Source organism: Hydrogenophaga laconesensis (genome assembly GCF_031457235.1).
GTDB classification, from domain to species: Bacteria; Pseudomonadota; Gammaproteobacteria; order Burkholderiales; family Burkholderiaceae_C; genus Hydrogenophaga; species Hydrogenophaga laconesensis.
Window position 1 is genome coordinate 78430 of record NZ_JAVDWE010000003.1, and the last position, 26105, is coordinate 104534.

The following is a 26105-nucleotide window of genomic DNA, read 5'->3' on the forward strand; positions in this document are numbered from 1 at the left end:
GTGGCGCCATGGGTGAATGGATCGACATCCTCTCCAACCCCGCGTTCTGGGTCGCGGTGCTGCGCATCGCCACGCCGCTCATCCTGGGCACGCTCGGCGTGCTGTGGTGCGAGCGGGCGGGTGTGCTCAACCTGGGCATCGAAGGGATCATGGTGGCCGGGGCGCTGAGCGGCTGGCTGGCGGTCTACCTCGGGCTGCCACTGTGGGCGGGAGTGGCGGTGGCGGCGCTCACCGGTGCGGTCTTCGGCCTGCTGCACGCGGTGCTCACCGTGGGGCTGGCGCTGTCGCAGCACGTGGCCGGGCTGGGCATCACCTTGCTCGCGACGGCGCTGAGCTACTTCGCCTACCGCGTGAGTTTTCCCAAGGTGAGCACACCGCCCACGATCACGCCGTTCGCGCCCATGGACTGGCTCGGCATTCCCATCCTGGAACAGCAGACTCCGCTGACGCTGCTCGCGCTGCTGCTGGTGCCGCTGTCGGCCTGGGCGCTCTACCGCACGCCCGCGGGCCTGGCGGTGCGCATGGTGGGCGAGAACCCGCAGGCTGCCGAAGGGCAGGGCCTGTCGGTGGCGGCCACGCGCACCAGCGCCATCGTGCTGGGCTCGGCGCTGATGGGCGTGGCAGGCGCCTTCCTCACGCTCTCCGCGTTCAACGCCTTCTTCTTCAGCATGGTCAACGGCCGGGGATGGATTTGCGTCGCGCTGGTGGTGTTCGCGTCGTGGCGGCCGGGCAAGGCGCTGGCCGGTGCGTTGCTGTTCGCGTTCTTCGACGCGCTGCAGCTGCGCCTGCAGCAGTCCGGCGACAGCGCGGTGCCGTACCAGGTCTACCTGATGCTGCCGTACGCGCTGTCCATCCTGGCGCTGGTGCTGGTGGCGCGCCGCGCGGCGTATCCTCAGGCACTGATGAAGCCCTACCGGAAAGGCGAGCGTTGATGCGGAACACCTCCCTGCGCCGCTGCGCGGCTTCCCCCCTCTCTGGCGCGCCTTCGGCGCTGGGAGGGGGGACGGCATCTCGGGCCGGCGGAGCCGGACCCTTGATGCCACTGGCGGGTGCGGCCTCATTCTTTGTGGCGCGTGATGGATTGATATGCCGACTGCACAGACCCTTTTGATGTTCGCTGCCGCTTCGCTGGCGCTGGCGGCGATTCCCGGCCCGACCATGTTGCTGGCCCTGTCCAACGGCATGTCAGGCGGCATGCGGCGCGCCGCATGGGGCATGGCGGGAGCCAACCTGGGCAGCAGCGTGCTGATCGCGGTGGTGGCGGTGGGGCTGGGGTCGCTGCTGGCGGCGTCCAGCTGGCTGTTCGAAGTCGTGCGTGCTGTGGGGGTGTTGTACCTGTTCTGGCTCGCGGTGCAGTTGTGGCGCAGCCCGCCCATGGACGTGCAGGCCGCGCTCACCGATCTGCCCGGGCGGCAGACGGCGGGGCGTGCGGCCTTCCTGCGCAGCCTGGGCGTCGCCCTCTCCAACCCCAAGACGCTCCTCTTCTTCGCGGCCTTCCTGCCGCAGTTCATCGACCCGTCGCAACCCGTGGCACCGCAATACGCGGTGCTTGGCGCGTTGTTCGTGTCCATCGACGCGCTGGTGATGGTGGCCTATGCGGTGGCCGGGCAGCAGGCCGTGCACTGGCTGTCGCAGGCCGGTCTGCGGTGGCTCAACCGGGGTTGCGCCATCGGCATGGCCTTGCTCGCCGCGCTGCTCGCCAGTTACCGCCGCCACGCCGTCTGACCGGAGACCCCGCACCATGCTTGATCTGCTCATCACCCACGCCAGCCTGCCCGATGGCCGCACCGACATGTCCGTCGCCGTTCAGGACGGCCGCATCGTCGACGTGGCCGCTGGCCTGCAAATGCCCGCGCGCGAGACGGTCGATGCGGCCGGCCAGCTGCTCTCGCCGCCGTTCTGCGACCCGCACTTCCACATGGATGCCACGCTCAGCTACGGGCTGCCGCGCGTGAACCAGAGCGGCACCCTGCTGGAAGGCATCGCGCTGTGGGGCGAGCTCAAGCCGCTGCTGACCGAGGAAGCCCTGGTCGAGCGCGCGCTCGCGTATGGCGACTGGGCCGTGGCCAAGGGGCTGCTGTCGATCCGCAGCCATGTGGACACAAGCGACCCGAGTCTGCTGCCGGTGCGCGCCATGCTCGAAGCCAAAAGGCGCATGGCGCCGTACCTCGACGTGCAGCTCGTGGCCTTTCCGCAGGATGGCGTGCTGCGCAGCCCGGGCGGGCTCGACAACCTCAAGCGCGCGCTGGACCTGGGCGTGGACGTGGTGGGTGGTATTCCGCATTTCGAACGCACCATGGCCGATGGCGCGGCCAGTGTGAAGCTGCTGTGCGAGCTCGCCGCCGGGCGTGGCCTGCCGGTGGACATGCACTGCGACGAAAGCGACGACCCGCTCTCGCGCCACATCGAGACCCTGGCCTTCGAGAGCCAGCGCCTCGGCCTGCATGGCCGCGTAAACGGCTCGCACCTCACCTCCATGCACAGCATGGACAACTACTACGTGAGCAAGCTCATTCCGCTGATCGCCGAAGCGGGCGTGAGCGCGGTGGCCAACCCGCTCATCAACATCACGCTGCAGGGCCGGCACGACAGCTACCCCAGGCGGCGCGGCATGACGCGCGTGCCCGAACTGATGGCCGCGGGCGTGACGGTCGCCTTCGGCCACGACTGCGTCATGGACCCGTGGTATTCGCTGGGCAGTGGCGACATGCTCGAGGTGGCCCACATGGGATTGCACGTGGCGCAGATGACCAGCCAGCAGGGCATGCGCGCCTGCTTCGAGGCGGTGACCTCCAACGCCGCGAAGGTGATGAACCTCGAAGGCTACGGCATTGCACCCGGGTGCCATGCGAGCTTCGTGCTGCTGCAGGCACGCGACCCGATCGAAGCCATCCGCCTGCGCGCCACGCGGCTCAAGGTGTGGCGCCGGGGGCGGCTGCTGTCGGAAACCGCGCCCGCACGGGCGCACCTTTCATTGCCAGGCCGCACCACCGGCTGAGCGGCCGTCAGACCGGCCGCGCCGGGCCGTTTGCAGCTTCACGCTTTGTTACAGAGTCGGCCGGGGCCGGGGATAGATTGCGCGGCATCGAAGTCTGACAACTGAAAGGATGGAAACACCATGGACAAGTCAATGATGAAGGGACTCGTGGTTGGAGGCATTGCCACTGTCGTGATCGGCGCCAGCGGCGTCACCGGGTACCAGGCGCTGACCAAGCCCAAGGAAGCCCAGGTGGTCGCGGTGAAGGAGGTCATGGAAACCGTGGTCACGCCGCGCGAGCAGTGCGAGAACGTCACTGTGCAGCGGCAGGCGCCGGTGAAGGACCAGCACCGCATCGCGGGCACCGTCATTGGTGGCGTGGCCGGCGGCCTGCTGGGCAGCCAGATCGGTGGCGGCAGCGGCCGCACCGTGGCCACCGTCGCGGGCGCGGCGGCCGGTGGCTACGCCGGCAACCAGGTGCAGAAGAACATGCAGCAGAAGGACACGGTGGCCTCGGTCGAGCGCCGTTGCAAAACCGTGAACGAGAAGTCACAAAAGTTAAATGGCTACCAGGTGACGTATCGCCTCGACGGTCAGGAGCACACGGCCCGCACCAGCTTCCGACCGGGCGCGACGTTGCCGGTGAAGGACGGCCAGGTCGTGACCACGCCGCCGCCTTCGGCCGGCTCCTGACCCGATTTTTCCCGCCTGACGCGGGAACTCTGAACGGCCGGGGTGTTCCATCCTCGAAGTCCGGCTGACCGGACGACAGGAGACCCGGCCGTGACAAGGCGCAGCAACACAAGAAGGACCCCCGATGGCGGACCCGTCGCGGCCTGAGCCCGCGGCGCAGCTGTCGGTTTTCGATGCGGTGGTGATCATGCTGGGCCTGGTGGTCGGCATCGGCATCTTCCGCACGCCTTCCATCGTGGCCAGCGGCGTGGGTTCCGAGGCGATGTTCATCCTCGTCTGGCTGCTTGGTGGGCTGGTCACGCTGATCGGGGCGCTGTGCTACGCCGAGCTCGCGGCGGCGCACCCGCACGTGGGGGGCGAATACCACTTCCTTTCACAGGCCTACGGCCGTTCGGTGGCGCGCCTCTTCGCGTGGGCGCGCTGCACCGTCATCCAGACCGGCTCCATTGCAATCGTCGCCTTCCTGCTGGGTGACTATGTGGCGCAGGCGGCACCCCTGGGACCGCTCGGGCCGGCCATCTACGCCGCGGTGGCCGTGGTCGTGCTGACGGCGGTCAATGTCGCGGGCACCGTGGCGGGCAAAAACCTGCAGATCGCGGTCACCGGCATCCAGCTTGGCGCCATGCTCGCTATCATCCTGGTCGGCTTCTTCGGCTCGGCCGGGGTGGTGGCTCCCGCGCCACTGCCGGTCCGGGAGGAAGCGGCCGCGCTGGGTGTGGCCATGATCTTCGTGCTGCTCACCTACGGCGGCTGGAACGATGCGGCCTACCTCACAGGCGAGCTGCGCGACGCGCCACGCAACATTGCCAAGGTGCTGACCGTGGGCACCGCGCTGCTGGTGCTGCTGTACGTGCTGGCCAACATGGCCCTGCTGTCCATCCTCGGGCTCGACGGCCTGCGCGCGTCGGACGCGGTGGCGGCCGACATGATGCGTGCGGCGGCCGGCCCGTCGGGCGAGTTGCTGGTGACGCTGGCCATCGTGGTGGCCGCGATCGCCACCTTGAACGCCACGCTCTTCACCGGCGCCCGTGTGTTCTTCGCCCTCGGCCGGGACGTGGCCGTGCTGCGCTGGATCGGCGTGTGGAACGGCCGCGGCAGCGCGCCGGCCAACGGCCTGATCGCGCAGGGCGGCCTGGCGCTGGTGCTGATCGCCCTGGGCGCGTTCACACCGGATGGTTTCAAGGCCATGGTCGACTACACCGCGCCGGTGTTCTGGCTGTTCCTGCTGCTGGTGGGGGGCTCGCTGTTCGTGCTGCGCTGGCGGCATCCGCACCGTGCAATGCCTTTCCGTGTGCCCTTCTATCCCCTGACCCCGATCGTGTTCTGCCTCACCTGCCTGTACATGCTGCATGCCAGCGTGCTGCACACCGGCCATGCCGCGTGGGCCGGCCTGGGGGTGCTGATGGCGGGTGTGCCCATGCTGTTCTGCAAGGACTCCACGGCCACGTGCGAGGCCCCTGTGCTCACGAGTTCCCATTCACCAGGAGATTCGCCATGACCGCTCTTCGATCCACCCTCAGTGCCGCTGTCCTGTGTCTGGGCGCCTGGGCCACCGTCCCGGCCTGGGCGCAGACCGCCCCCGCCACCCCACCCGACTACGTGCCCAAGGAAGGACAGGCGGGCAAGGACGTGATCTGGCTGCCGACCGCACAGAGCCTGGTCGACCGCATGCTGGAGATGGCGAAGCTCACGCCGCGCGACCACCTCATCGACCTCGGCTCGGGCGACGGGCGTCTCGTCATCACCGCGGCCAAGCGCGGGGCCACCGCGCACGGCATTGAATACAACCCCGACCTGGTGGCGCTGTCGCAACGCGCGGCGCGGGCCGAGGGCGTGGCCACGCGCGCCACCTTCGAGAAGGCCGATATCTTCGAATCGGACTTCTCCAAGGCCACCGTGATCACCATGTTCCTGCTGCCCGACCTGAACCTGCAGTTGCGCCCCACGCTGCTGGCGATGAAGCCCGGCACGCGCATCGTCTCCAACTCGTTCGATCTGGGCGACTGGCAGCCCGACCAGACGCAGCAGGTCACCGAGAACTGCCGCACCTACTGCGAGGCCTACCAGTGGACGGTGCCGGCGAAAGTGGAGGGCACCTGGCGGTTGGCGGATGGCCGGGAACTCGTGCTGAAGCAGACCTTCCAGATGCTGGAAGGCACGCTGAGGCGTGGCAGTGAAATCGTGGCCGTGAGCGATGCGCGCATGGATGGCACACGCATCCGCTTCATCGTGGGGGCGGACCGCTATGTCGGCGAGGTCACGCGCGGCCGCATGCACGGCTCGGTGAACGACGGCGCCAGCGCCTGGCGTGCCGTGAACCCGGGTTGACGCAGGGGCCGGCGCGCCAGGCGCTTGCGCAGGCGACGGGAAGCCGGGAGACTTCGGGTTGGCCCAACCCACGCAGACCCGCATGACCCGACCCCACCCCTTGCTCCGCGCCGACGCTGGAAGGACCTTGCCATGAACACCTTTGGCCGGCGCGCGGAGGGTTTGCGGCTGGAGCGCATGCGCGCGTCTCCCCTGTGGAATGGCACAGGCTTTCGCAACGTGTATCCGGTGCTGCCGGGTCTGCGCGACACCACCGCCCCACGTCCCACGCTGCGCGACTTTCTCAGTGGTGGCGACCGGCGGACACCCGATGCGCCCTTGCCCTCGATCGACCCTCGCGAGACATGGGGCCGGCCGCCCCAGAGTGGCCTGCGCGCCACCTGGCTGGGGCATTCCACGGTGCTGATCGAGATCGATGGCTACCGTGTGCTGACCGACCCCGTCTGGGGCACGCGTGCCTCGCCGTTCCGGCTGCTCGGGCCCCGGCGCTTCCAGCCGGTGCCGCTGCGCCTGCGACAGATGCCCGAGGTGGATGTGGTGGTCATCTCGCACGACCACTACGACCACCTGGACTACCCCACCATCCGCGCGCTCGCACGCCACAGCAAGGTGCCCTTCGTCACCTCGCTCGGCGTGGGCGCGCACCTGCAGGCCTGGGGCGTGGCGGCCGAGCGCATCACCGAGCTGGACTGGTGGGAAAGCCATCCGGTGCCGGGCACGGGGCTGACCATCACGGCGGCGCCCTCGCAGCATTTCTCCGGGCGCGGCCTGAAGGACCGCAACGCCACGCTGTGGTCGTCCATGGTGATGCGCACCGACCGCCACAGCGTTTTCTTCAGCGGCGACACCGGGCTGACCACCGAGTACCTCTCGATTCGCGAGCGGCTGGGGCCGTTCGATCTGGTCATGCTGGAAGTGGGGGCCTTCCACCCCTCCTGGGGCGACATCCACCTCGGTCCCGTGAACGCCCTGCGGGCGCATGCCCTGCTGGGTGGTGGCGCCTTCCTGCCGGTGCACTGGGGCACCTTCAGCCTGGCCATGCACGCCTGGGACGAACCGGTGGAGACGCTGCTGGAGCTCTCGCGGACGCGGGATACGCCCTTGCTGTTGCCACGCCTGGGCGAGGCGGTGGAGCCGGCTCACCTCGCCCCCGTCGCGCCCTGGTGGCGATCGCCCGGGACCATGGGCAGGACCGGCGCAAAACCCCTGGAGGTGCCGGGCCTCCAGCGCGATCTGCCCTGGCCTCTCGACTGAATGGAGGCTCGGGCGGCCTCGCGGCGGCTCAGCTCAGATCGGATCTGCCAGCAGCTTGGACAGCGCGGCGATGTTGGCCGCGCTGGGCACCTGCGGTTTCATTTCGTCTTCTTCGGCCGTGGCGTTCTCATGGGCCTGGATCGCGTTGACCATGGCGTACTGGTTTTCCCACGACAGGGTCTTGCCCTCGGGGCAGAGGTCGCGCAGGGTGCCGAACCAGTAGTAACCGTCCTTGCCGCCGAACAGCTGATCGATGCCGCCGGCATCGCCGCTCTTGAGGCCGTGGGCGGCGAGGATGAGCTTGAGCTTGTGGTGCGAGACGGAGTACTGCATGGGACGAAGGCCGGAATTGGGAGGTCGGCGATTGTACTGAAGCCGTCCGTCGGGGCGGCCTTCAGTCGAGCAGCGAGCGCACCACCGACTCGCGCGTGCGCAGCCGCGTGGTGCGCTGGAAGAACAGGCTGTTGGGCACGCGCAGGTAGGAAGGCTCCGCGTCGGCCGGCGTGTCTTCGCGCAGCGTGGTGTAGATGAGGTTGATGTCCATCACCTCGCCGGCCAGCCCGGGCTTGTCGCCCCCCTCCAGCAGTTCGATGCGGTCGCGCAGGCCGAACGGGCGGGAGGTGAAGATCAGCACCGCGCAGAAGATGTTGGAGAGCACGCTCCAGGCCGCGAAGAAGGCGATGGCCCCCACGGTGACAAAACCGGTGAAGCCGGTCCAGATCACCATGCCGGAGACGCCCACGCGGTCCATTGCCAGCAGCAGGGCCGCGCCGAGCAGCAGGAAAGTGACCACCCGGCGGCCACCCACCGCGAACTCCAGGGGCAATTGCTTGTCTGCCGCGATGCGGTTGATCAGGCGGTGCAACACCGAGCGCAGCAGCAGGGCCACGAAGATGATCAGGGCAATCTGCAGTGCGATGGTGATGACGTCGATGAACGGGTGGGCGTAGTCGGGCAGGAAATCTTTCATGGGCGAACGGACAGGGTCGGAAAACACCCTAGCTTATGCGCATGCGGGGCACCCGGCCCGCGGCAGGTGTTCAAACCGGCGCAGGGCGCCTTGCGCAGCCCCTTGAAGGTGGTCAGTGCGTGGGCGGTGCGGCGTGCCGTTCGGGGTGGCGCAAGCGCACGACGGCGCGGATGAAGGCGGTGATGTCGTGGCCGATCACCACCCCGGGGTCGGGCTGGCCGGAGGGCAGGGTGGTGGACACGCCGGCCGCGTCGAGCAAGGCCAGGGACGCGGGCATGGCGAGGATGGCCTTGCCGCAGCCGTGTTGGTCACGGATGAACGCCCGTGTGTGGCTGTCGCGGTCCAGTGCCTGCACACCGGTGACCCCATCAGGCAGCACCATGGCGTCGAACAGGAAACCGGGTTCGTTTTCCAGAGAGGCCTCGGCATCGATGAACACACCGTCCGCTGTCTTCACCGGGCCGATGCGTGGGGCGACGTAGCAGGGGTGTGCTCCCATGGCGAGCAGGGCGGCGTGCACGCCGGCCACGCTCTGACCCTCCACGCCGTGGGCGACCAGGATGGCGATCTTTCGGGCGCGGATGGAGTGGTCGCCTGCGAGCAGGGCACGTTGCAGTGTGGGGGGGAGCTGGGCCATGGAGACTTTCATCCGGGGGTGGCGGTCGGGAGGACCGGAATCCCCGAGCAGGGGCAATCCGCATACCCGAAAGCCAGGCGGTTGCTGGCGGCTGGAGAGGCAAGACTTGCTGCACGCCGGGCACATCGTCGGCAAGATTGACCCGGCGCTCAAACCGTGGGAGACCCTGCATGTCAGGGGCATCCTTGCTAGAGTGGCACTCCTGTTCCTTGAAGGAGATGGACATGGCCAACACCAGGGCATCGTCGGGCGCGGTGCGTTCGGGCGTGGGCGGCTGGACGTTCGAACCCTGGCGCGACAACTTCTACCCCAAGGGGCTTGCGCACAGCAAAGAGCTCGCGTACGCCAGCACGCAACTCACCGCGATCGAGGTCAACGGCACCTACTACAGCACCTTCAAGCCACCCACGTTCGCCAAGTGGCGCGACGAAACGCCTGAAGGCTTCGTGTTCTCCCTGAAGGCGAACCGCTTCGCCACCAACCGCAAGGTGCTGGCCGATGCCGGTGAGTCCATCGAACGTTTCGTGGGCAGTGGCCTGAGTGAGCTGGGTCCCAAACTCGGGCCGCTGGTCTGGCAGTTCGCACCGACGAAAGCCTTCGATCCGGTGGACTTCGAGGCTTTCCTGGAACTGCTGCCGCGCGAGGTGGACGGCCTGCCCCTGCGCCACGCGCTGGATGTGCGGCACAAGAGCTTCATGGACCCGGCCTACCTCGCGCTCGCGCGCAAGCACCACTGCGCCACGGTGTTCACCGATTCGGACGACTACCCCTCGTTCGCCGACCTCACGGGCGATTTCGTCTACGCCCGCCTCATGCGCACCGACCCGGCCGTGAAGACCGGCTACGCGCCCAGGGCGCTGGACCGCTGGGCCGAAGCCGCCAAGACCTGGGCCGCCGGTGGCGAACCGGCCGAGGTGCCACGGGTGGAAGCGCCCGGCAAGAAGAAAGCCGGGCTGCGCGACGTGTTCATGTACTTCATCAGTGGGGCGAAGGAGAGGGCACCCGCGGCGGCCATGGCCCTGATCGCGCGGCTGGCTCAGGGTTGATGGGATGTCCCGGCGGCCAATGGCTGTCAGCCTGCGAAGCTGCTGGTCGCCCTCAACACTTCTTCGGCCGTGCCGGGCGCGTTCATCGCCTGAGGCCGACCGCCGGCCTGTGCCACGGCATCGCGCAACGCCTCGAACACGCTGATGGCCAGCATGAACGGCGGCTCGCCCACGGCCTTGCTGCCGTGCACGTTGTCCTCGCGGTTGGCCTCGGGCCAGAGGTCGACCTTGAAGTGCTCGGGGATGTCGCCGGTGGCGGGAATCTTGTAGGTGCTGGGTGCGTGGGTCGCCAGATAGCCCTTGGCGTTCCACACCAGTTGCTCGGTGGTGAGCCAGCCCATGCCCTGCACGAAGCCACCTTCGATCTGCCCGATGTCGATGGCCGGGTTGATGCTGTGGCCCACGTCGTGAAGGATGTCGACCTTGAGCACGCGGCTCTCGCCCGTGAGTGTGTCGATGGCCACTTCGGTGACCGCCGCACCATAGGCGAAGTAGTAGAACGGCCGGCCGGTGAGGGTGGTCTTGTCGTAGTGGATCTTGGGTGTGCGGTAGAAGCCGTCGCTCCAGAGCTGGATGCGGTTGGCGTAGGCCGCGTGCACCACCTCCTCGAACGTTCGGGTGGCGGTGGGCGAGATCACCTGGCCGCCCTCGAACTTCACCGCGCCCGCGCCGCACAGGTCGAGCCCCGCAACGAACGCGGCCAGGTTGTCTCGCACGTTGCGGGCGGCGAACTGGGCGGCTCGGCCGTTGAGGTCGGTGCCGCTGGAGGCCGCGGTGGCGCTGGCGTTCGGTACCTTGCTGGTATCGGAGGCCGTGGACAGCACGCGTTCGAACGGAATGCCGAGCTCGTCGGCCACGATGGCGGCCACCTTGGTGTTGAGGCCCTGGCCCATCTCGGTACCGCCGTGGTTCACCTGCACGCTGCCGTCGGTGTACACGTGGACGAGCGCGCCGGCCTGGTTGAACAGGGTCGCCGTGAAACTGATGCCGAACTTCACGGGCGTGAGCGCAATGCCCTTCTTGATCACCGGGCTCTGTGCGTTCCAGGCGGTGATCTGCTCGCGCCGCTGGCGGTACCCGCTGGTGCCGGCCAGCGTGGTCATCAAGGGCTCCAGGATGTTGTCCTCCACCTTCATCTGGTAGTGGGTGACATTGCGGCTTTCGATGCCGTAGAGGTTGCGCAGGCGCACGTCCAGCGGATCCACGCCGAGTTCGCGTGCGATGTCGCTGAGGATGCGCTCGATGACGATCACGCCCTGCGGGCCACCGAAGCCGCGGAACGCCGTGTGGCTCTGCGTGTTCGTCTTGCAGCGGTAGCTGGAGATCGCCACGTCTTCCAGGAAGTAGGCGTTGTCGGCATGGAAGATGGCCCGGTCGGCCACGGGGCCGGAGAGGTCGGCGCTGAAGCCGCAGTTGACCAGCATCTCCAGGTCGAGTCCGCAGAGCAGGCCGGTCTCGTCGAAGCCGACGCGGTAGTGATAGGCGAAGGGATGGCGCTTGCCGGTGACCATGAAGTCGTCGTCGCGGTCGAGCCGCAACTTCACGGGGCGTTGCAGCTTGCGCGAGGCCACAGCGGCCCACACCGCGAGGTGGCCGGCCTGCGTTTCCTTGCCACCGAAGCCCCCGCCCATGCGTCGGCACTCCACCGTCACGGCGTGGTTGTCGATGCCCAGCGCGTGCGACACCCAGTGCTGCACTTCACCCGGGTGCTGGGTGCTCGAGTACACCCACCACTGGTTCTGTTCGAGCGGCAGCACATAGGCGATCTGGCCTTCCAGGTAGAAGTGTTCCTGGCCACCGATCTCGAAGGTGCTTTCCAGCACCCGTGGGGCGCGCGCCAGGGCCGCGGCGGCGTCGCCGCGTTTCACATGCACCGGTGGCAGCACGTAGCTCTCGAGCGCGTGGGCCTCGTGCACCGAGAGCACGGCGGGCAGGGACTCGATGTCGAGTTTGACGAGTCGCGCCGCGCGGCGCGCGGTCATCACGTCGTCGGCCACGACGACCGCCACCACCTGGCCAGTGAACTGCACCGTTTCCCCGGCGAACACGGGTTCGTCGTGGGCGAAGGCGGCCAGCACAGGGTCGCCCGGAATGTCGCTCGCGCCGAACACGCCGCGCACGCCATGGACCGCGAGCGCAGCGGTGGCGTCCATGCCGCGCAGCCGGCCATGCGGCACGTTCGAACACACCGGTGCGGCATGCAGGGTGCCGCGCACTTCGGGAATGTCGTCGATGTAGGTCGCGCCGCCTGCCACCTGGGCGCGAGCGCTTTCGTGGAAGCGTGAGACACCCGCCGCGCGCGGGCTGGCGGGTGGCACGGAGGTGGCGGGTCGGACCTCGGCCACCTCGGCGGCCGGGGCGACCGCGTCGGCGCGGGATGAGATCACCACCGGTGCGGTGGCGGGATTGTTGGAATCGCGTGCGTTCATGCCAGTGCCTCCAGCGTGGCCGCGTTGAGCGTGTCCAGGTTGATGTGCTGCAGGCCCTGGCTCTCCAGCCAGTACCGTTGCAGCAGGTTGCCCAGCACGGTCTGGCGGTAGGCGGCACTGGCGCGCATGTCGGAGATGGGCTGGAACTCCGCGCGCAGCGCGGCCACGGCGGCCATCACGGTGTCGGCGGTCCAGGACTGTCCGCGCAAGGCCGCTTCGGTCTGGCGCGCGCGCACCGGGGTGGCGGCCACACCGCCCGCGCCGACGGACACGTCCAGCACGACGCCATTCGTCACCGTTGTACGGATCGCCAGGCAGACGGCAGAGATGTCGTCGTCGAAGCGCTTGCTGATCTTGTAGGCCTTGAAGTGCTCGCCAGCCGTGGGCCGGGGCACCTTGATCCAGGCCAGCAGTTCGTCCGGGTGCATCACATTGGTGCGGTAGCCGGTGTAGAGGTCTTCCAGAAGAAGCTCGCGATGGGCCACGGCGCGGCGTTTCGCGTCCCAGCGCATCAGCACCACGCTGGCACCCAGGCCGATGAGCAGGGGCATCGAGTCGCCGATGGGGGAGCCATTGGCTACGTTGCCGCCCAGCGTGCCCGAATTGCGCACCGGCAGGCCAGCAAAACGTTGTGCGAAGGTCTTGAGCTGGGGGCGTTCTTTCACCAGGGCGGCGTAGGCGTCGGTCAGCGTCACGGCCGCACCGATGGCGATGTGGTGAGGGTAGGCCTCCACCCGGCGCAGTTCGCGCACGGCAGTGACGTCGAGCACCTGGGCGAAGCGCTTGTGCATCTTGGTGACCCACAGACCCACGTCGGTGCAACCGGCGACCACCTGTGCCTGGGGGTGGGCGGTGCGCAGCTGCAGCAGTTCGGTCAGGGCGGTGGGGCGCAGGTAGGTGGTGGCCTCCTTCTTCTTGTTCGGAAGCGCTTTCAAGGCGGCCACGGTGGCGGCTTCGTTCACGCCGCAGCCGCTGGGCAGGGGCAGGTCGCCCATCTGTTGCGCGGCATCCAGGATGGGCCGGTAGCCGGTGCAGCGGCACAGGTTGCCCGACAGGTCGGCCTGCGCACGGGGCCGGTCGATGCCCTGGCCGCCCTTCGTGTTCTGGTACATGCCGAACAGGCTCATGACGAAGCCCGGGGTGCAGAAGCCGCACTGGCTGCCGTGGCACTGCACCATGGCCTCTTGCGCGGGGTGCAGTTCGCCGTCGTCGCCGGCCAGGTCCTCCACGGTCCAGACCGCCAGGCCCTCGACCGAGTGCGCCAGCCGGATGCAGCTGTTGATCGCCCTGTATTCCAGCCGACCGTCCACCGCCTCGCCCAGCACCACGGTGCAGGCGCCGCAGTCGCCCTCGCCGCAGCCTTCCTTGGTGCCGGTGCAGTGCAGGTCTTCGCGCAGCACCTCCAGCAGGGTGCGGTCGGGGGCCACGTTGTCCAGCGTCACGGGGCGGCCGCGGCGCAGGAAGGTCAGGGTTTGTGCGGATATTTCGGTGCTCATGCGTGCCAGCATAGCGCCGACCCCATGGCACAACATATGCTCGGCCATATGTCCAAAATGCCCAAAACACCATTCACCTGCATATGACAAGGGTTTGAAATACATGTCCATGTTCGACAAGATTGATCTGCACCTGATTCGCGTGCTCCACACCGTGCTCACCGAGCGCAGCGTGTCGCGCGCGGCGCTGCGCCTGGGCATGTACCAGCCGGCGGTCAGTGCGGCACTCAAGCGCTTGCGGGAAATGGCGGGCGACCCCCTTCTGGTGCGCTCGGGCTCGGGCATGGTGCCCACGGTGGCCGGTCTGCGCATGATCGAACCGGCCGCGGACATCCTGCGCAGTGCCGAGGTCATGTTTTCCGATGCGCGCAGCTTCGATCCGGCCACGGCCCGCCACAGCTTCAGCATGGCCGCCAGCGACTACCTTGACCCCCTGTTCCTGCCGCAGCTGGTGGCCCAGATTAAGAGCCAGGCGCCGAACTGCCCCATCGATATCCATCCGCTCTCGAGGGATTCCGACTACCGCAACCACCTGGCGCAAGGCGATGTGGACGTGGTCATCGGCAACTGGAAGCAGCCACCGGAAGACCTGCACCTGGGCCGCCTGTTCGGCGACGAGGTGGTGTGCCTGGTGTCGAACCAGCATCCGGCGGTGCGTCGGGGCTGGGACGTGGAGGCCTGGCTGGGGGCGGAGCACATTGCACCCACACCCACCCATCCCGGCGCCCGTGGCTTCGTCGATGAACACCTCGCCACGCTGGGTCTGGTGCGCAACATCACCGCGCGCTGCCCGCATTTCGGGCTGATTCCCGCCATGGTCGCCGGCAGCCTGCTGGTACTCACCACCGGTCGCCAGTACTGCGAACGCTTCACCCCCACGCTGCCGGTGCAGGTGCTGCCCTGCCCGGTGGACTTCCCCCGGATGATGTATTACCAACTCTGGCACGAGCGCACCCATGCCTCCAAGGCGGGGCGCTGGCTGCGCGAACAAATCAAGGGTGTGGCCGCCTCGCTGAGGCGGTCCGACGCCGATACCTGACCGCACACGCGACGACAAGGAGACCCATGACCACGACACGACTGCAACTCAGTGGCATCACCAAGCGATATCCGGGGGTGGTGGCCAACAGCGGCGTCTCGCTCACCGTGCAGCCCGGGGAGGTGCATGCGGTGCTGGGCGAGAACGGCGCTGGCAAGTCCACGCTGATGAAGATCATCTACGGCTCGGTCAAGCCCGACGAGGGATCGGTGATGTTCAACGGCAAACCGGTGCACATCCGCAACCCGCAGGAAGCCCGGGCACTGGGCATCAGCATGGTGTTCCAGCACTTCAGCCTGTTCGACACCCTCACCGTGGCCGAGAACGTCTGGCTGGGGCTGGACAAGTCGCTCACGCTGCCCGAGGTGAGCGCGAGCATCACCGCCAAGGCGACCGAGTACGGGCTGGACATCGATCCCTCGCGCCCGGTGCACACCCTCTCGGTGGGTGAGATGCAGCGGGTGGAGATCATCCGCGCCCTGCTGACCAACCCGCAGCTGCTGATCCTGGACGAACCCACCTCGGTGCTCACGCCGCAGGCGGTCGAGAAACTCTTCGTGGTGCTGCGCAAGCTGGCCTCGGAAGGCTGCAGCATCCTCTACATCAGCCACAAGCTGCACGAAATCCGCGAGCTGTGCACGGCCTGCACCGTGCTGCGCGGCGGCCAGGTCACGGGCGTTTGCGACCCGCGCCAGGAGAGCAACGCCTCCCTCTCGCGCCTGATGATCGGCGCGGAGCCGCCCGCGCTGGAGGTGCGCGAACTGCACGCTGGTGCGGCGGTGCTGGAGGTGAAGGGTCTGACGCTGCAGAGCGACGACCCCTTCGGCACCCACCTGCACGACGTCGCGCTCACCGTGCGCGCGGGCGAGGTGGTGGGCATCGCGGGTGTTTCAGGCAATGGGCAGAGCGAACTTCTCTACGCGCTGTCGGGCGAAGACCGCCGTGCGCCCGCGGGCAGCATCCGCCTCGGCGGGCAGGATGTGTCGCATGCGGGTCCGGGGCGCCGGCGCGCGCAGGGCCAGCACTTCGTGCCGGAAGAACGTCTGGGCCGTGGCGCCGTGCCCACGCTGTCGCTGGCGCACAACCTGCTGCTTTCGCGCACGGACGCGCTCGGCGCGGGCGGCTGGATCCGCGTGGGCGCGCTGAAGGCCCAGGCGGTGGACATCATCGCCCGCTACAAGGTGAAGGCCAACGGACCGGACGCGGCGGCCAAGTCGCTCTCGGGCGGCAACCTGCAGAAATTCATCGTCGGTCGCGAGATCGAGGCCAAGCCCAAGCTGCTGATCGTCAGCCAGCCCACCTGGGGCGTGGACGTGGGCGCGGCGGCGCAGATCCGTGGCGAGATCCTGAAGCTGCGCGACGCCGGTTGCGCGGTGCTGGTGGTCAGCGAGGAGCTCGACGAGCTGTTCGAGATCAGCGACCGCCTGCACGTGATCGCCAAGGGGCGCCTGTCGCCCAGCCTGGACCGGGCCGATGCCACCATCGAGCGCATCGGCGAGTGGATGTCGGGCCTGTGGGACACCGCACCGCAACACCACAAGAAAGAGGAGACCGCCCATGCTGCGGCTTGAAGTCCGTCCCCAACCCTCAGCGCGCTGGGGCTATGCCTCGCCGCTGCTGGCCCTGCTGATCACCGTGGTGATCGGCGTCATGCTGTTCGCCGTGCTGGGCAAGGACCCGGTGCGTGGCCTGCAGGTGTTCTTCTGGGAACCGATCAAGAGCACCTATGCGTTGTCCGAACTCATGGTGAAAGCCACGCCGCTCCTCATCATCGCGCTCGGTCTGGCAGTGTGCTTCCGCTCCAACGTGTGGAACATTGGTGCCGAGGGGCAGTACATCATCGGCGCGATCTTCGCGGCCGGCGTGGCGCTCACGGCCGACAAGACCACCGGTCCCTGGATCGTGCCCGCCGTGCTGGCCGCCGGTGTGCTCGGCGGCATGCTTTGGGCGGGCATCACGGCCTTGCTGCGCGACCGCTTCAATGCCAATGAGATCCTGGTCAGCCTGATGCTCGTGTACGTGGCCGTCCAGGTGCTGAACTTCCTGGTCTATGGCCCCTGGAAGGATCCGGGCGGCTACAACTTCCCGCAGACCAAGACCTTCGAAGCGGTCACGCAGATCCCGCGCCTCATGAGCGGCTCGCGCGTGAACATCGGCCTGCTGCTCGCGCTGGCGGGCGTGGCGGCGGTGTGGATCTTCCTGTTCCGCACCTACTCGGGTTACGCGCAACTGGTGGGCGGGCTGGCACCTGCGGCCGCGCGCTACGCCGGCTTCTCGTCGCGCAAGGCACTGTGGATCGCACTGCTCACCTCGGGTGGCGCGGCGGGCCTGGCCGGTGCGCTGGAAGTGGCGGGCCCGATTGGCCAGCTCACACCGTATGTGCCAGCGGGTTACGGCTTCGCGGCCATCATCGTGGCCTTCGTGGGGCGGCTGCACCCGGTGGGCATCGTGTTCTCGGCCATTCTCATGAGCATGTTCTACATCGGTGGCGAGCTTGCGCAGTCGCGACTGGGCCTGCCCAAGTCCATCACCGGTGTGTTCCAGGGCCTGCTGCTGTTCGCGCTGCTGGCCTGCGACACGCTGATCGCCTACCGCCTGGTCTGGAAAAAATGAGAAGCGTGAACCCCCACGCTCATCACTTCGTGTATTCACTGCCCCCCAAGGGGGTGCAAGCCACCCTAGGGGCGGCCTGTCGGGAGTCTTGATATGGAATCCATTGCACTTCTTGTTGCCGCCTCGCTCAACGCGGGCACCGTCCTGGCCATCGCTTCGCTGGGCCTGCTCATCAACGAAAAGGCCGGCATCGTCAACCTCGGCGCCGAGGGCATGATGCTGTGCGCCGCGCTGGCCGGTTTTGCCACCGTGGTGCACACCGGCAGCACCACGCTGGGCTTTGCGGCGGGCATGGCCGCCGGCGCGCTGCTGGCCGCCATCTTCGGCGGGCTCGTCATCTGGCTCAACACCAACCAGTACGCCACGGGCCTGGCGCTCAGCCTTTTCGGCGCGGGCTTCTCCGCGTTCGCCGGCACCAGCTACGTGCAGGAAAAACTGCCCGAGCAGACCAGCCACGTGATTCCGCTGCTGGGCGACATCCCGCTGATCGGCCCGGCGCTGTTCCGCCACCACCCCATGGTTTACGTGTGCGTGGCGCTGGTGATCTTCCTGATCTGGTTCCTTTACCGCACGCGCGCAGGCCTCGTGCTGCGCAGCGTGGGCGAGAGCCCCGAGTCGTCCCACGCGCTGGGCTATCCGGTGCGCCGCATCCGGCTGGTGGCGGTGATGGCCGGGGGGGCGCTCTGCGGGCTCGCCGGGGCTTACGTGTCCACCGTGTACACGCCGCTGTGGGTGGAGGGCATGATCGCCGGCAAGGGCTGGATCGCGCTGGCGCTCACCACCTTCGCCACCTGGCGTCCGGCACGCGTGTTGCTTGGGGCCTACCTGTTCGGCGGCGTGACCATGCTGCAATTCCATCTGCAGGGCATTGGCGTGAACGTGCCCAGCCAGTTCCTGACGATGATGCCGTACATCGCCACCATCGTCGTGCTGGTTCTCATCTCGCGCAACCCGACCTGGATCCGCATCAACATGCCGTCGTCGATCGGAAAACCGTTCTACCCGGGCGCATAATCTTTATGCTTTTTCAGCATCCGCTTTCGCACCACCCTTTCCCAACAAAGAGGTTATCCATGACAGACCTGAGCAAACGTTCCCTGATGAAGGTCGCCGCGCTGACCGCGCTGACCAGCGCCGTCCTGATCGGCTGTGGCAAGAAGGAAGAGGCCGCCGCGCCCGCCGCACCGGCACCCGCTGCCGCCGAAGCTCCGAAGCCCGCACCGCTCAAGATCGCGTTTGCCTACGTCGGTCCGGTGGGCGACGGCGGCTGGACCTTCGCGCACGACAACGGCCGCAAGGCGATCGAGAAGGAGTTCGGTGACAAGGTCGTCACGAGCTTCGTCGAGAACGTGCCCGAAAGCGCCGACGCCGAGCGCGTGATCCGCGACCTGGCCGGCCAGGGCAACAAGCTGGTGTTCGGCACCACCTTCGGCTACATGGAGCCCATGCTCAAGATCGCGCCCGACTTCAAGGACGTGAAATTCGAGCACGCCACTGGCTACAAGACCGCCGAGAACATGCGCACCTACGACAGCCGCACCTACGAAGGTGCGTACATGGCGGGCGTGATCGCGGGCAGCATGACCAAGTCCAACACGCTGGGCGTGGTGGCCTCCATTCCAATCCCCGAAGTGATCCGCAACATCAACAGCTTCACACTGGGCGCGCAATCGGTGAATCCCAAGGTCAAGACCAAGGTGGTCTGGGTCAACGGCTGGTTCGATCCACCGAAGGAAACCGAAGCCGCCACCTCGCTGATCAACGGCGGTGCCGACATCCTGTTCCAGAACACCGACTCGTCGGCCGTGCTGCAGACCGCCGAGAAGATGGGCAAGCGCGCCTTCGGCTGGGATTCCGACATGACCGCCTACGGCCCCAAGGCCCACCTGGGTTCTGCTGTCATCAACTGGGCTCCGTACTACATCAAGGCCACCAAGGACGTGCTGGAAGGCACCTGGTCCACCGGCAGCGTGTGGTGGGGTGTGAAGGAAGGCGCGATCGACATGGTGTCCGTAGCTGAAGACGTGCCCGCCGAAGTGAAGGCCAAGGTCGACACCGTGCGTGCCGGCCTGAAGGATGGCAGCTTCTCGATCTGGAAGGGCCCGATCGTTGGCCAGGACGGCAAGGAAGTGCTGGCGGCCGACAAGGTGGCTGACGACGCATTCCTGGGCGGTATCAAGTTCTACGTCAAGGGCGTCGAAGGCAAAGTGCCGAACTGATCCCGCTGCCGCGCAGGGCGCGACCCCCTCGAGGGGCGGCACCAGCGGCCCGGCGGAGCCGGTTCCGCGGTGCCTGTTGGATACGAAGGGCTGCCCGGAGGCAGCCCTTTGCGCTTGAATGGACCCCATGATCGAACAGCAACTCTGGCACCCCGTGATGGCATCGAACCTGGTGCGGGACACGCCCGTCGCCTGTTCGCTGCTGGGGCAGGCGCTGGTGCTGTGGCGCGAACATGCGCACGACGGTCACCGCGTGCATGCCTGGGCGGACCGCTGCCCGCACCGCGGCGCGAAACTGTCGATGGGCCGCGTGCTCATCGGCCTGCACGGCACGCGCCTGGAGTGCCCGTACCACGGGTGGCAGTTCGGTGGCGCTGGCGGTTGCCAGCACGTGCCCGCTGCCCCCGACTTCGTGCCACCCGCCAGTCATCGCGCCGTGGCGTTCGAAGCGCGCGAGCGCCATGGCCTGGTCTGGGTTCGCCTGCAGCCGGCGTCCCAGGCACTGGGCCATGTGCAGATCGAGCCGCCCGCGTTCGAGCCGGCCGAAGACTCCGCATGGCGCACCGTGCTGTGCGGGCCTTACGAGCTGAACACCAGCGCGCCGCGCCTGGTGGAAAACTTCCTGGACCTGAGCCACTTCGGCTTCGTGCACGAGGGCTGGCTGGGCGAACGCGGCCACGCCCAGGTGCAGACCGGCGTCGTGGACGAAGGTGCTGGCCTGGCCGGTCTGGTGGTGCGCGACGCCCGCGCCTGGCAGCCCCGCGCGTATGCCGGCGCGGACGAAGGTGCCTGGATTGCCTACCGCTACGACGTGCCCCATCCCTTCGCCGCGATCCTGCGCAAGGACGCCACCGAGGGCGACCCGGTGAGCAATGCCATCGCTTTGTTCATCCGGCCCGACGGGCATGAGATATGCACCGCCTGGTTCGTGATGTCCACGCAGGGCGACACGTCGACCGACCAGGAGCTCATCGCTTTCCAGGACGCGGTGTTCGCCCAGGACCGTCCGGTGGTGGAGTCGCAGACGCCGCGCGCCCTGCCGGTCGGCCGGACCGCGCCCGTGGCCGAAGTGCATGGCCCCGCCGACCGGGTCTCCAGCGCCTACCGCCGTTACCTCAATCGCCTGGGCATCGCACTGGGCACCTGCTGAAAAGGATGTGACATGACCACGACCCCCGCCCAGCTCGCCGCCGCCATTCCCAAGGCCGAGCTGCACATCCATATTGAAGGCTCTCTCGAGCCCGAGTTGATCTTCGCACTCGCGCAGCGCAACGGCCTGAGCCTGCCCTACCCCAGTGTGGAGGCGCTGCGCGATGCCTACGCCTTTACCAACCTGCAGAGCTTCCTGGACATTTACTACGCGGGCGCCAGCGTGCTGCTGCACGAGGCCGATTTCCATGACATGGCCTGGGCCTACTTCCTGCGTGCCAAGGCCGACAACGTCGTGCACACCGAGATCTTCTTCGACCCCCAGACCCACACCGCGCGTGGCGTGCCGATGGCCACCGTGATCCAGGGTCTGTCCAGCGCCTGTGAGCGCGCGCGGGCCGAACTCGGCGTCAGCGCAGCACTCATCCTGTGCTTCCTGCGCCACCTGAGCGAGGATGACGCCTTTGCCACGCTGGAGGCGGCGTTGCCGTACCGGCAGCATTTCATCGGCGTCGGACTCGACTCCAGCGAGGTGGGGCACCCGCCGTCCAAGTTCTCGCGCGTGTTCGCGCGTTGCCGCGAACTCGGCTTCCATGTGGTGGCGCACGCGGGCGAGGAGGGCCCCCCGGCCTACATCCGCGAAGCCATCGACGACCTGAAGACCGAGCGCATCGACCACGGTGTGCGCTCGCTCGAAGACCCGGCTCTCGTGGCCGAGCTGGCACGGCGGCGCATTCCGCTCACCGTGTGCCCTTTGTCCAACCTCAAGCTCTGCGTGGTGGACGATCTGCGCCAGCACCCGATGAAGCGCCTGCTCGATGCCGGCCTGTGCGCCACCGTCAATTCCGACGACCCAGCGTACTTCGGCGGCTACATGAATGCCAACTTCGTGCAGACCGTCGAAGCGCTGGACCTGTCGCGCGACGATGTCATCACCCTGGCGCGCAACAGCTTCGAGGCCAGCTTCGTGAGCGCCACGCGCCGCGCGGAGTTGATGGCGCTGCTGGACGACGCGGTGGCTTAAAATCACGTCCCAGCGAGCCCGGTGCTTCCCCGGCTCGCTTTTTCATTCACGGAAGCCATGTAGAGGAACACCATGTACAAAAACCTCGTGGCCCGGTGCGCGTGCGCGCTGGCGGCCGCCAGTTTTTTCATCCCCTTTTTCAACGCACAGGCGCAGACACCGCCCCTCAAGGCCGCGTTCGTCTACGTCGCGCCGCTCACCGATGCCGGCTGGGTGCGCCAGCACGAGCAGGGCCGCCTGGCGGTGCAGTCCGCGCTTGGCAGCCGCGTGGAGACGCGCTATGTGGAGAACGTGGCCGAAGGCGCGGACGCCGAGCGCGTGATCCGAGACCTGGCACAACAAGGCAACCGCATCATCTTCACCCCCAGCTTCGGCTACATGGAGCCCACGCTCAAGGTGGCGCGCGAGTTCCCTGACGTGAAGTTCGAGTCCATCACCGGCTACAAGACCGCACCCAATGTGGCCACCGCCAACGCGCGCTACTACGAAGGCCGCTATCTCGCCGGCGTGGCCGCCGGGCGCATGGCCACGCAGGCTGGTTACATCGCGGGCTTTCCCATTCCCGAGGTGATCCAGGGCATCAACGCGTTCACGCTGGGCATGCGCTCGGTCAACCCCCGCGCCACGGTGAAGGTGGTCTGGCTGGGCGAATGGTTCAACCCACCGCGCGAGCGCGACGCCGCGATGACGCTGATGAACCAGGGCGCGGAGGTGCTGGCCTTTCACACCGGCTCCAACGCCGTCATGGTCGCGGCGCAGGAGCGCGGCAAGCTGGCTGTGGCCTACCACTCCGACATGCGCCGCGTTGCGCCCGATGCGCAGATCGCCGCCGTGACGCATCTCTGGGGCGACTACTACACCCGCCGCGTGCAGGCCTTGCTCGATGGCACATGGCAGAGCGGCAGCGTGTGGGGCGGCGTGAAGGACGGCATGATCCGCGTCGACAGTTTCGGCAGCAAGGTGCCTGCGGCGGTGCGCGACGAAGTGCAGGCGCGCCAGGCCGACATGGCCGCAGGCAGGCTGGCCGTGTTCGCCGCACCGCGCACCGCCGCCGTGCGCGACAACCAGGGCCGTACCACGATCGAGGCCGGCAAGGCGCTCGACGACGGGCAGATCCTGGGCATGAACTGGCTGGTCGAAGGCGTGCAAGGCACCGTCGACCGCTGAGCCCTTCGGGGCGGATATGGCCCTTATGGGCCGTGCGTTATGCGGCGGCGCGTTTCACGCGTTAAGCTGCGCGCCATGAAAGCCTACCGTGCCGCCCTCCTGAGATTTGACGATGACCAGCGTCCTGTGTACGACGCCGATGGCCTGCTGGTCGTTGGCCCCGACGCACAGGGCCGCCAGGTGGTGCGTGCGGTGGGCGACCACGCCAGGCTGATCGGCAACTACCCCGGCGTGGCGGTGGAAGACCTGAGCGGCATGCTCATCGCTCCGGGTTTCATCGACATGCACGTGCACTACCCGCAGACGGACGTGATCGGCGCGCCCGCTGCCGGCCTGCTGCCCTGGCTCGAGAACTACACCTTTCCCCACGAGTCCCGCTTCCACGAAGCGCACCACGCCCGTGAGGTGGCCGATTTCTTTCTGGATGAACTCGCCCGCAACGGCGTGACCACCGCGCTCACCTTCGCCACCTCGCATCCCGCGTCCGTCGATGCCATCTTCGAAGCGGCCCGTACCCGTGGCCTGCGTTTCATCACCGGCAAGGTGCTGCAGGACCGCCACAGCCCTGATGGCGTGCGCGACGAGACCGAACAGAGCCTGATCGACACCGAAGCGCTGATCCAGCGCTGGCACGGCGTGGAGCGCCTGGGCTATGCCATCACCCCGCGTTTCGCACCCACCAGCACGCCCGAACAACTTCGTGGTGCCGGCGACCTCGCGGCGAAGTACAGCGACGTGTGGGTTCAGTCGCACGTGGCCGAGAACCTCGACGAGGTGCGCTGGGCCGCCGAACTGTTCCCGAAGTCGCGCAGCTACCTCGGTGTGTATGGTGACTTCGGCCTGCTCAGGCAGCGTGCGGTTTACGCGCACTGCATCCATCTCGACAAGGCCGACCGCGAGTTGATGGCCGCCACCGGCACCACCGCCGCCGTGAGCCCGACGAGCAACCAGTTCCTGGGCAGCGGCTTCTTCGACTACCTCGCTGCGGACGCAGCCGGCATGGGCTACGGCCTGGCCAGCGACGTGGGCGGGGGCACCAGCTTTTCGCCGTTCCGCACCATGCTCGCGGCGTACTGCATCGGCCGCGAAGGCCAGACCAAGCAAGGCCTGAGCCTCACGCCTGGCCAGCTCTGGTGGCAGCACACGGCGGGTGCCGCGCGTGCGCTGGGCCTCGAAGGCGTGGTGGGCAACCTGCAGCCCGGCCATGAAGCGGACTTCCTTGTGCTCAACCCCAAGGCCACGCCCTTGCTGGCGCGCAAGACCTCGCAGGCGGACAACCTCGACGAGCTGCTGTTCGCGCTCATCGTGCTGGGGGATGACAGGGTGGTGAAACGGACGGTGATCGCTCGTAACTTATAGGGACCCCGGTGCTACCTGCGCGATGGGAAGCTGTGGCCATGTCGCCATGGTCCGTGGGCAGGCGCACCTTTAAATGCTGGTGTTTGTCTGGGTGCCTCGCGGCTGGTAGGGCCCTCGCACTACCTCTTCTGCGCCGTCTCTGGCCTGCTTCTTCAAGCATGGCTTTGCGCATTTGAACTTCAATTCTTGACTGCTTTTCGGTAGTTGGTGTTGAGGGCGCCAAGATTCGGATTCCCCTGCATATCCACGGTCCACCTCCCCATGTCGTTGCCGAAGACGCTGCGCACGTTGACCGTCCCGTCGGGCAGCTTGGCCGCCCACCGAGCCTCCAGCGCATCCTGAAGACAGCGGCGCCAGAAAAAGAAGCCCCAGCACAAGGCTGGGGCAAATCGTCTTCGTTTTGGAGATTCAGACGGGACCCCCAGGGAACCAAAGGTCCGGGGCGGATTCTAGGGGCGGTTGAAACGGGATACCCCTACCCGTTCTGGCTCCGCAGCCGTGCCCCGCATCATCTGCATCGGTTGCGCATGTACAGCCCGAAACCCACTCGGTGGCTGGTTGCGGTTCATTCGTGCTCCCTGTTGCTCCGCCCGTCCCTCTGATGGCGGAAGCGGGAAAGTCTAGGAAGCGCGTTTTGGGTTGGGACTTTTGCGAATGAACTGTGCGTTTCGGGATGCGGGCACACCGAATTCCGGAATGAAGCAGGGAAACGGATGCCGTTCAACGCAAGAAGTTGTCATACCCCCTGTGGTAGCCCCACGCACAGAAGTGCTGCGCCCACAGAAGTCTTTTGTCAGGCGACGTGCGGTCGAGTGGAATGAGTCGATGGATGGAGGGAACCAAGTCGCGCCATTCCGAATTGAATCGACGGCTACACCACTGGATCGCTCAAGTGCCCATCTTCATTCCCTGAAAACCCTTCAGTTCAGAGCCGGGCGCTTGCCCATCATCCCCGTGCGCCGATGTGGCGTTTTCAATTTTTCAAGGGGAAATTTCATGCAAGCAACCGCACAAGCAACTCAAAACCATTTCCACCGCGCCCCGCGCTCACGGGTGCTCGCCAAGCCTCATGGCATGTCGTATTCAGCGTCGACATCGCAAGGTGCCGCAACGGGGCTGAGCATCCGTGTACTGGAAACGGTAGCGGAGCGATCAGTGATTGCAGACTTGCGCAAGTACGCGCCCATTGAAGCTGAACGGGACCTGGATGCCGGCGTTGTGGCACTGGAAGAGTTCAAAGACGGCATCGGCCTGGTGATGGCGATCTCCAAAAGGCAGGAAGTGATCGCAACGATTCGCCTCATCCCCTATGGACTGGGTGTCACCTTGGCGGAAAAAACCTGGTGCGACGTGACCCGGATGAAGGCAGGCTTCGGCGTGAACAGTTGGGAGGTGGGGCGCCTCATCGTCGCGCCTGAGCATCGCAGCGAGGAACTGTTGCGGCAATGCCTCTCACTCGCGTTGCGAGAGCTGGTCTCGAGGGCAAGCAATGCCGAGCATCTCCACGCATCTTGCTCGCCCTTGATGGCCAGGCTCTACCGCCGGATTGGCTTCCATACCGAAAAGATCATTCAAGGCGACAACGGTCTGCAGCATGCCTTGGTTCACGCCGACGTTCGCGATGTGGCCCAGGCTCTGGGTATTTCCCTGCCTGCGCTGGCAGAACCCGTTCTTCCTGCGTTGCGGGTAGCGTGAATGCGTCACC

At 67.2% G+C, this 26105-nt stretch carries 23 protein-coding genes; 18 read left to right on the forward strand and 5 right to left on the reverse strand.

The window, feature by feature from the left end; genetic code table 11:
- The first annotated feature begins 8 nt into the window (after nt 1-8).
- The 7 genes from J2X09_RS07030 (at nt 9) to J2X09_RS07060 (ending at nt 7252) form a co-directional block, all read left to right on the forward strand.
- Nucleotides 9-932, forward strand: a complete 924-nt coding sequence (locus tag J2X09_RS07030) for an ABC transporter permease (RefSeq protein WP_204732450.1) — start codon at nt 9-11, stop codon at nt 930-932.
- A gap of 178 nt (nt 933-1110) precedes the next feature.
- Entirely contained in the window at nt 1111-1725 is a 615-nt protein-coding gene (locus J2X09_RS07035; protein ID WP_310307850.1) for a LysE family translocator, read from the forward strand.
- A 16-nt stretch (nt 1726-1741) separates the two neighbouring features.
- Complete coding sequence (locus tag J2X09_RS07040; protein WP_204732448.1) at nt 1742-2998, forward strand: amidohydrolase family protein; 1257 nt, start codon at nt 1742-1744, stop codon at nt 2996-2998.
- Nucleotides 2999-3118: 120 nt separating this feature from the next.
- Nucleotides 3119-3670 carry a glycine zipper 2TM domain-containing protein gene (locus J2X09_RS07045; protein ID WP_204732447.1) on the forward strand — a complete coding sequence of 184 codons (552 nt, stop codon included), beginning with the start codon at nt 3119-3121 and terminating at the stop codon, nt 3668-3670.
- Between the two features lie 124 nt (nt 3671-3794).
- Entirely contained in the window at nt 3795-5168 is a 1374-nt protein-coding gene (locus tag J2X09_RS07050) for an APC family permease (RefSeq protein ID WP_204732446.1), read from the forward strand.
- Entirely contained in the window at nt 5165-5998 is an 834-nt protein-coding gene (locus tag J2X09_RS07055) for an SAM-dependent methyltransferase (protein ID WP_204732445.1), read from the forward strand. Before J2X09_RS07050 ends, J2X09_RS07055 begins: the two co-directional genes overlap by 4 nt.
- A gap of 132 nt (nt 5999-6130) precedes the next feature.
- A complete protein-coding gene (locus tag J2X09_RS07060; protein WP_204732444.1) occupies nt 6131-7252 on the forward strand; it encodes an MBL fold metallo-hydrolase in 1122 nt (373 codons plus the stop codon).
- Nucleotides 7253-7285: 33 nt separating this feature from the next.
- Here J2X09_RS07060 and J2X09_RS07065 read toward each other — a convergent pair whose 3' ends face one another.
- From J2X09_RS07065 to J2X09_RS07075, 3 genes are all read right to left on the reverse strand, one after another.
- The gene (locus J2X09_RS07065; RefSeq protein WP_204732443.1) at nt 7286-7585 is read right to left on the reverse strand and encodes a hypothetical protein; all 300 of its coding nucleotides are present in this window, start codon (nt 7583-7585) and stop codon (nt 7286-7288) included.
- A 61-nt stretch (nt 7586-7646) separates the two neighbouring features.
- Nucleotides 7647-8222 (reverse strand): mechanosensitive ion channel family protein, encoded by a 576-nt coding sequence (locus J2X09_RS07070; RefSeq protein WP_204732442.1) that lies wholly within the window; start codon nt 8220-8222, stop codon nt 7647-7649.
- Between the two features lie 112 nt (nt 8223-8334).
- Entirely contained in the window at nt 8335-8859 is a 525-nt protein-coding gene (locus J2X09_RS07075) for a DJ-1/PfpI family protein (RefSeq protein WP_310307855.1), read from the reverse strand.
- Between the two features lie 218 nt (nt 8860-9077).
- On the opposite strand from J2X09_RS07075, the gene J2X09_RS07080 reads away from it, so the two are divergent.
- A complete protein-coding gene (locus J2X09_RS07080; RefSeq protein ID WP_204732440.1) occupies nt 9078-9905 on the forward strand; it encodes a DUF72 domain-containing protein in 828 nt (275 codons plus the stop codon).
- Between the two features lie 26 nt (nt 9906-9931).
- Here J2X09_RS07080 and xdhB read toward each other — a convergent pair whose 3' ends face one another.
- Nucleotides 9932-12334, reverse strand: coding sequence for a xanthine dehydrogenase molybdopterin binding subunit (xdhB, locus tag J2X09_RS07085; RefSeq protein WP_204732439.1), 2403 nt, complete (start codon nt 12332-12334; stop codon nt 9932-9934).
- On the reverse strand, nt 12331-13830 hold the full coding sequence (xdhA, locus tag J2X09_RS07090; protein WP_204732438.1) for a xanthine dehydrogenase small subunit: 1500 nt from the start codon (nt 13828-13830) through the stop codon (nt 12331-12333). The genes xdhB and xdhA overlap by 4 nt, the downstream gene beginning before the upstream one ends.
- 103 nt (nt 13831-13933) lie before the next feature.
- Here xdhA and J2X09_RS07095 point away from each other — a divergent pair, with 103 nt between their 5' ends.
- The 10 genes from J2X09_RS07095 (at nt 13934) to J2X09_RS07140 (ending at nt 26095) form a co-directional block, all read left to right on the forward strand.
- Complete coding sequence (locus J2X09_RS07095; RefSeq protein ID WP_374726485.1) at nt 13934-14869, forward strand: LysR family transcriptional regulator; 936 nt, start codon at nt 13934-13936, stop codon at nt 14867-14869.
- 26 nt (nt 14870-14895) lie between these two features.
- On the forward strand, nt 14896-16440 hold the full coding sequence (locus J2X09_RS07100) for an ABC transporter ATP-binding protein (protein ID WP_204732436.1): 1545 nt from the start codon (nt 14896-14898) through the stop codon (nt 16438-16440).
- Nucleotides 16427-17482 (forward strand): ABC transporter permease, encoded by a 1056-nt coding sequence (locus tag J2X09_RS07105; protein WP_204732435.1) that lies wholly within the window; start codon nt 16427-16429, stop codon nt 17480-17482. Before J2X09_RS07100 ends, J2X09_RS07105 begins: the two co-directional genes overlap by 14 nt.
- Nucleotides 17483-17575: 93 nt before the next feature.
- Nucleotides 17576-18496, forward strand: a complete 921-nt coding sequence (locus J2X09_RS07110) for an ABC transporter permease (protein ID WP_204732434.1) — start codon at nt 17576-17578, stop codon at nt 18494-18496.
- 59 nt (nt 18497-18555) lie between these two features.
- Nucleotides 18556-19701, forward strand: a complete 1146-nt coding sequence (locus J2X09_RS07115) for a BMP family ABC transporter substrate-binding protein (protein ID WP_204732433.1) — start codon at nt 18556-18558, stop codon at nt 19699-19701.
- Nucleotides 19702-19828: 127 nt separating this feature from the next.
- A complete protein-coding gene (locus J2X09_RS07120) occupies nt 19829-20851 on the forward strand; it encodes a Rieske 2Fe-2S domain-containing protein (RefSeq protein WP_204732432.1) in 1023 nt (340 codons plus the stop codon).
- Between the two features lie 12 nt (nt 20852-20863).
- Nucleotides 20864-21874, forward strand: a complete 1011-nt coding sequence (locus J2X09_RS07125; protein WP_204732431.1) for an adenosine deaminase — start codon at nt 20864-20866, stop codon at nt 21872-21874.
- Nucleotides 21875-21946: 72 nt separating this feature from the next.
- Nucleotides 21947-23041: a BMP family ABC transporter substrate-binding protein gene (locus tag J2X09_RS07130; RefSeq protein ID WP_204732430.1), complete on the forward strand. Its 1095-nt coding sequence runs from the start codon at nt 21947-21949 to the stop codon at nt 23039-23041.
- A 75-nt stretch (nt 23042-23116) separates the two neighbouring features.
- Nucleotides 23117-24400 carry a guanine deaminase gene (guaD, locus tag J2X09_RS07135; protein ID WP_204732429.1) on the forward strand — a complete coding sequence of 428 codons (1284 nt, stop codon included), beginning with the start codon at nt 23117-23119 and terminating at the stop codon, nt 24398-24400.
- A gap of 996 nt (nt 24401-25396) precedes the next feature.
- Entirely contained in the window at nt 25397-26095 is a 699-nt protein-coding gene (locus tag J2X09_RS07140) for an N-acyl amino acid synthase FeeM domain-containing protein (RefSeq protein WP_204732428.1), read from the forward strand.
- The last annotated feature ends 10 nt before the right edge of the window (nt 26096-26105 follow it).

Excerpts from the sequence above, each read along its gene's own strand:
- guaD (WP_204732429.1), top strand. The coding sequence starts at position 23,117 with ATGAAAGCCTACCGTGCCGCCCTCCTGAGATTTGACGATGACCAGCGT.
- J2X09_RS07045 (WP_204732447.1), top strand. The coding sequence starts at position 3,119 with ATGGACAAGTCAATGATGAAGGGACTCGTGGTTGGAGGCATTGCCACT.
- J2X09_RS07080 (WP_204732440.1), top strand. The coding sequence starts at position 9,078 with ATGGACATGGCCAACACCAGGGCATCGTCGGGCGCGGTGCGTTCGGGC.
- J2X09_RS07055 (WP_204732445.1), top strand. The coding sequence starts at position 5,165 with ATGACCGCTCTTCGATCCACCCTCAGTGCCGCTGTCCTGTGTCTGGGC.
- J2X09_RS07040 (WP_204732448.1), top strand. The coding sequence starts at position 1,742 with ATGCTTGATCTGCTCATCACCCACGCCAGCCTGCCCGATGGCCGCACC.
- J2X09_RS07140 (WP_204732428.1), top strand. The coding sequence starts at position 25,397 with ATGCAAGCAACCGCACAAGCAACTCAAAACCATTTCCACCGCGCCCCG.
- xdhA (WP_204732438.1), bottom strand. The coding sequence starts at position 13,830 with ATGAGCACCGAAATATCCGCACAAACCCTGACCTTCCTGCGCCGCGGC.
- J2X09_RS07125 (WP_204732431.1), top strand. The coding sequence starts at position 20,864 with ATGACCACGACCCCCGCCCAGCTCGCCGCCGCCATTCCCAAGGCCGAG.
- J2X09_RS07070 (WP_204732442.1), bottom strand. The coding sequence starts at position 8,222 with ATGAAAGATTTCCTGCCCGACTACGCCCACCCGTTCATCGACGTCATC.
- J2X09_RS07130 (WP_204732430.1), top strand. The coding sequence starts at position 21,947 with ATGTACAAAAACCTCGTGGCCCGGTGCGCGTGCGCGCTGGCGGCCGCC.
- J2X09_RS07075 (WP_310307855.1), bottom strand. The coding sequence starts at position 8,859 with ATGGCCCAGCTCCCCCCCACACTGCAACGTGCCCTGCTCGCAGGCGAC.
- J2X09_RS07115 (WP_204732433.1), top strand. The coding sequence starts at position 18,556 with ATGACAGACCTGAGCAAACGTTCCCTGATGAAGGTCGCCGCGCTGACC.
- J2X09_RS07035 (WP_310307850.1), top strand. The coding sequence starts at position 1,111 with ATGTTCGCTGCCGCTTCGCTGGCGCTGGCGGCGATTCCCGGCCCGACC.
- J2X09_RS07100 (WP_204732436.1), top strand. The coding sequence starts at position 14,896 with ATGACCACGACACGACTGCAACTCAGTGGCATCACCAAGCGATATCCG.
- J2X09_RS07120 (WP_204732432.1), top strand. The coding sequence starts at position 19,829 with ATGATCGAACAGCAACTCTGGCACCCCGTGATGGCATCGAACCTGGTG.
- J2X09_RS07030 (WP_204732450.1), top strand. The coding sequence starts at position 9 with ATGGGTGAATGGATCGACATCCTCTCCAACCCCGCGTTCTGGGTCGCG.
- J2X09_RS07050 (WP_204732446.1), top strand. The coding sequence starts at position 3,795 with ATGGCGGACCCGTCGCGGCCTGAGCCCGCGGCGCAGCTGTCGGTTTTC.
- J2X09_RS07095 (WP_374726485.1), top strand. The coding sequence starts at position 13,934 with ATGTCCATGTTCGACAAGATTGATCTGCACCTGATTCGCGTGCTCCAC.
- J2X09_RS07105 (WP_204732435.1), top strand. The coding sequence starts at position 16,427 with ATGCTGCGGCTTGAAGTCCGTCCCCAACCCTCAGCGCGCTGGGGCTAT.
- xdhB (WP_204732439.1), bottom strand. The coding sequence starts at position 12,334 with ATGAACGCACGCGATTCCAACAATCCCGCCACCGCACCGGTGGTGATC.
- J2X09_RS07110 (WP_204732434.1), top strand. The coding sequence starts at position 17,576 with ATGGAATCCATTGCACTTCTTGTTGCCGCCTCGCTCAACGCGGGCACC.
- J2X09_RS07065 (WP_204732443.1), bottom strand. The coding sequence starts at position 7,585 with ATGCAGTACTCCGTCTCGCACCACAAGCTCAAGCTCATCCTCGCCGCC.
- J2X09_RS07060 (WP_204732444.1), top strand. The coding sequence starts at position 6,131 with ATGAACACCTTTGGCCGGCGCGCGGAGGGTTTGCGGCTGGAGCGCATG.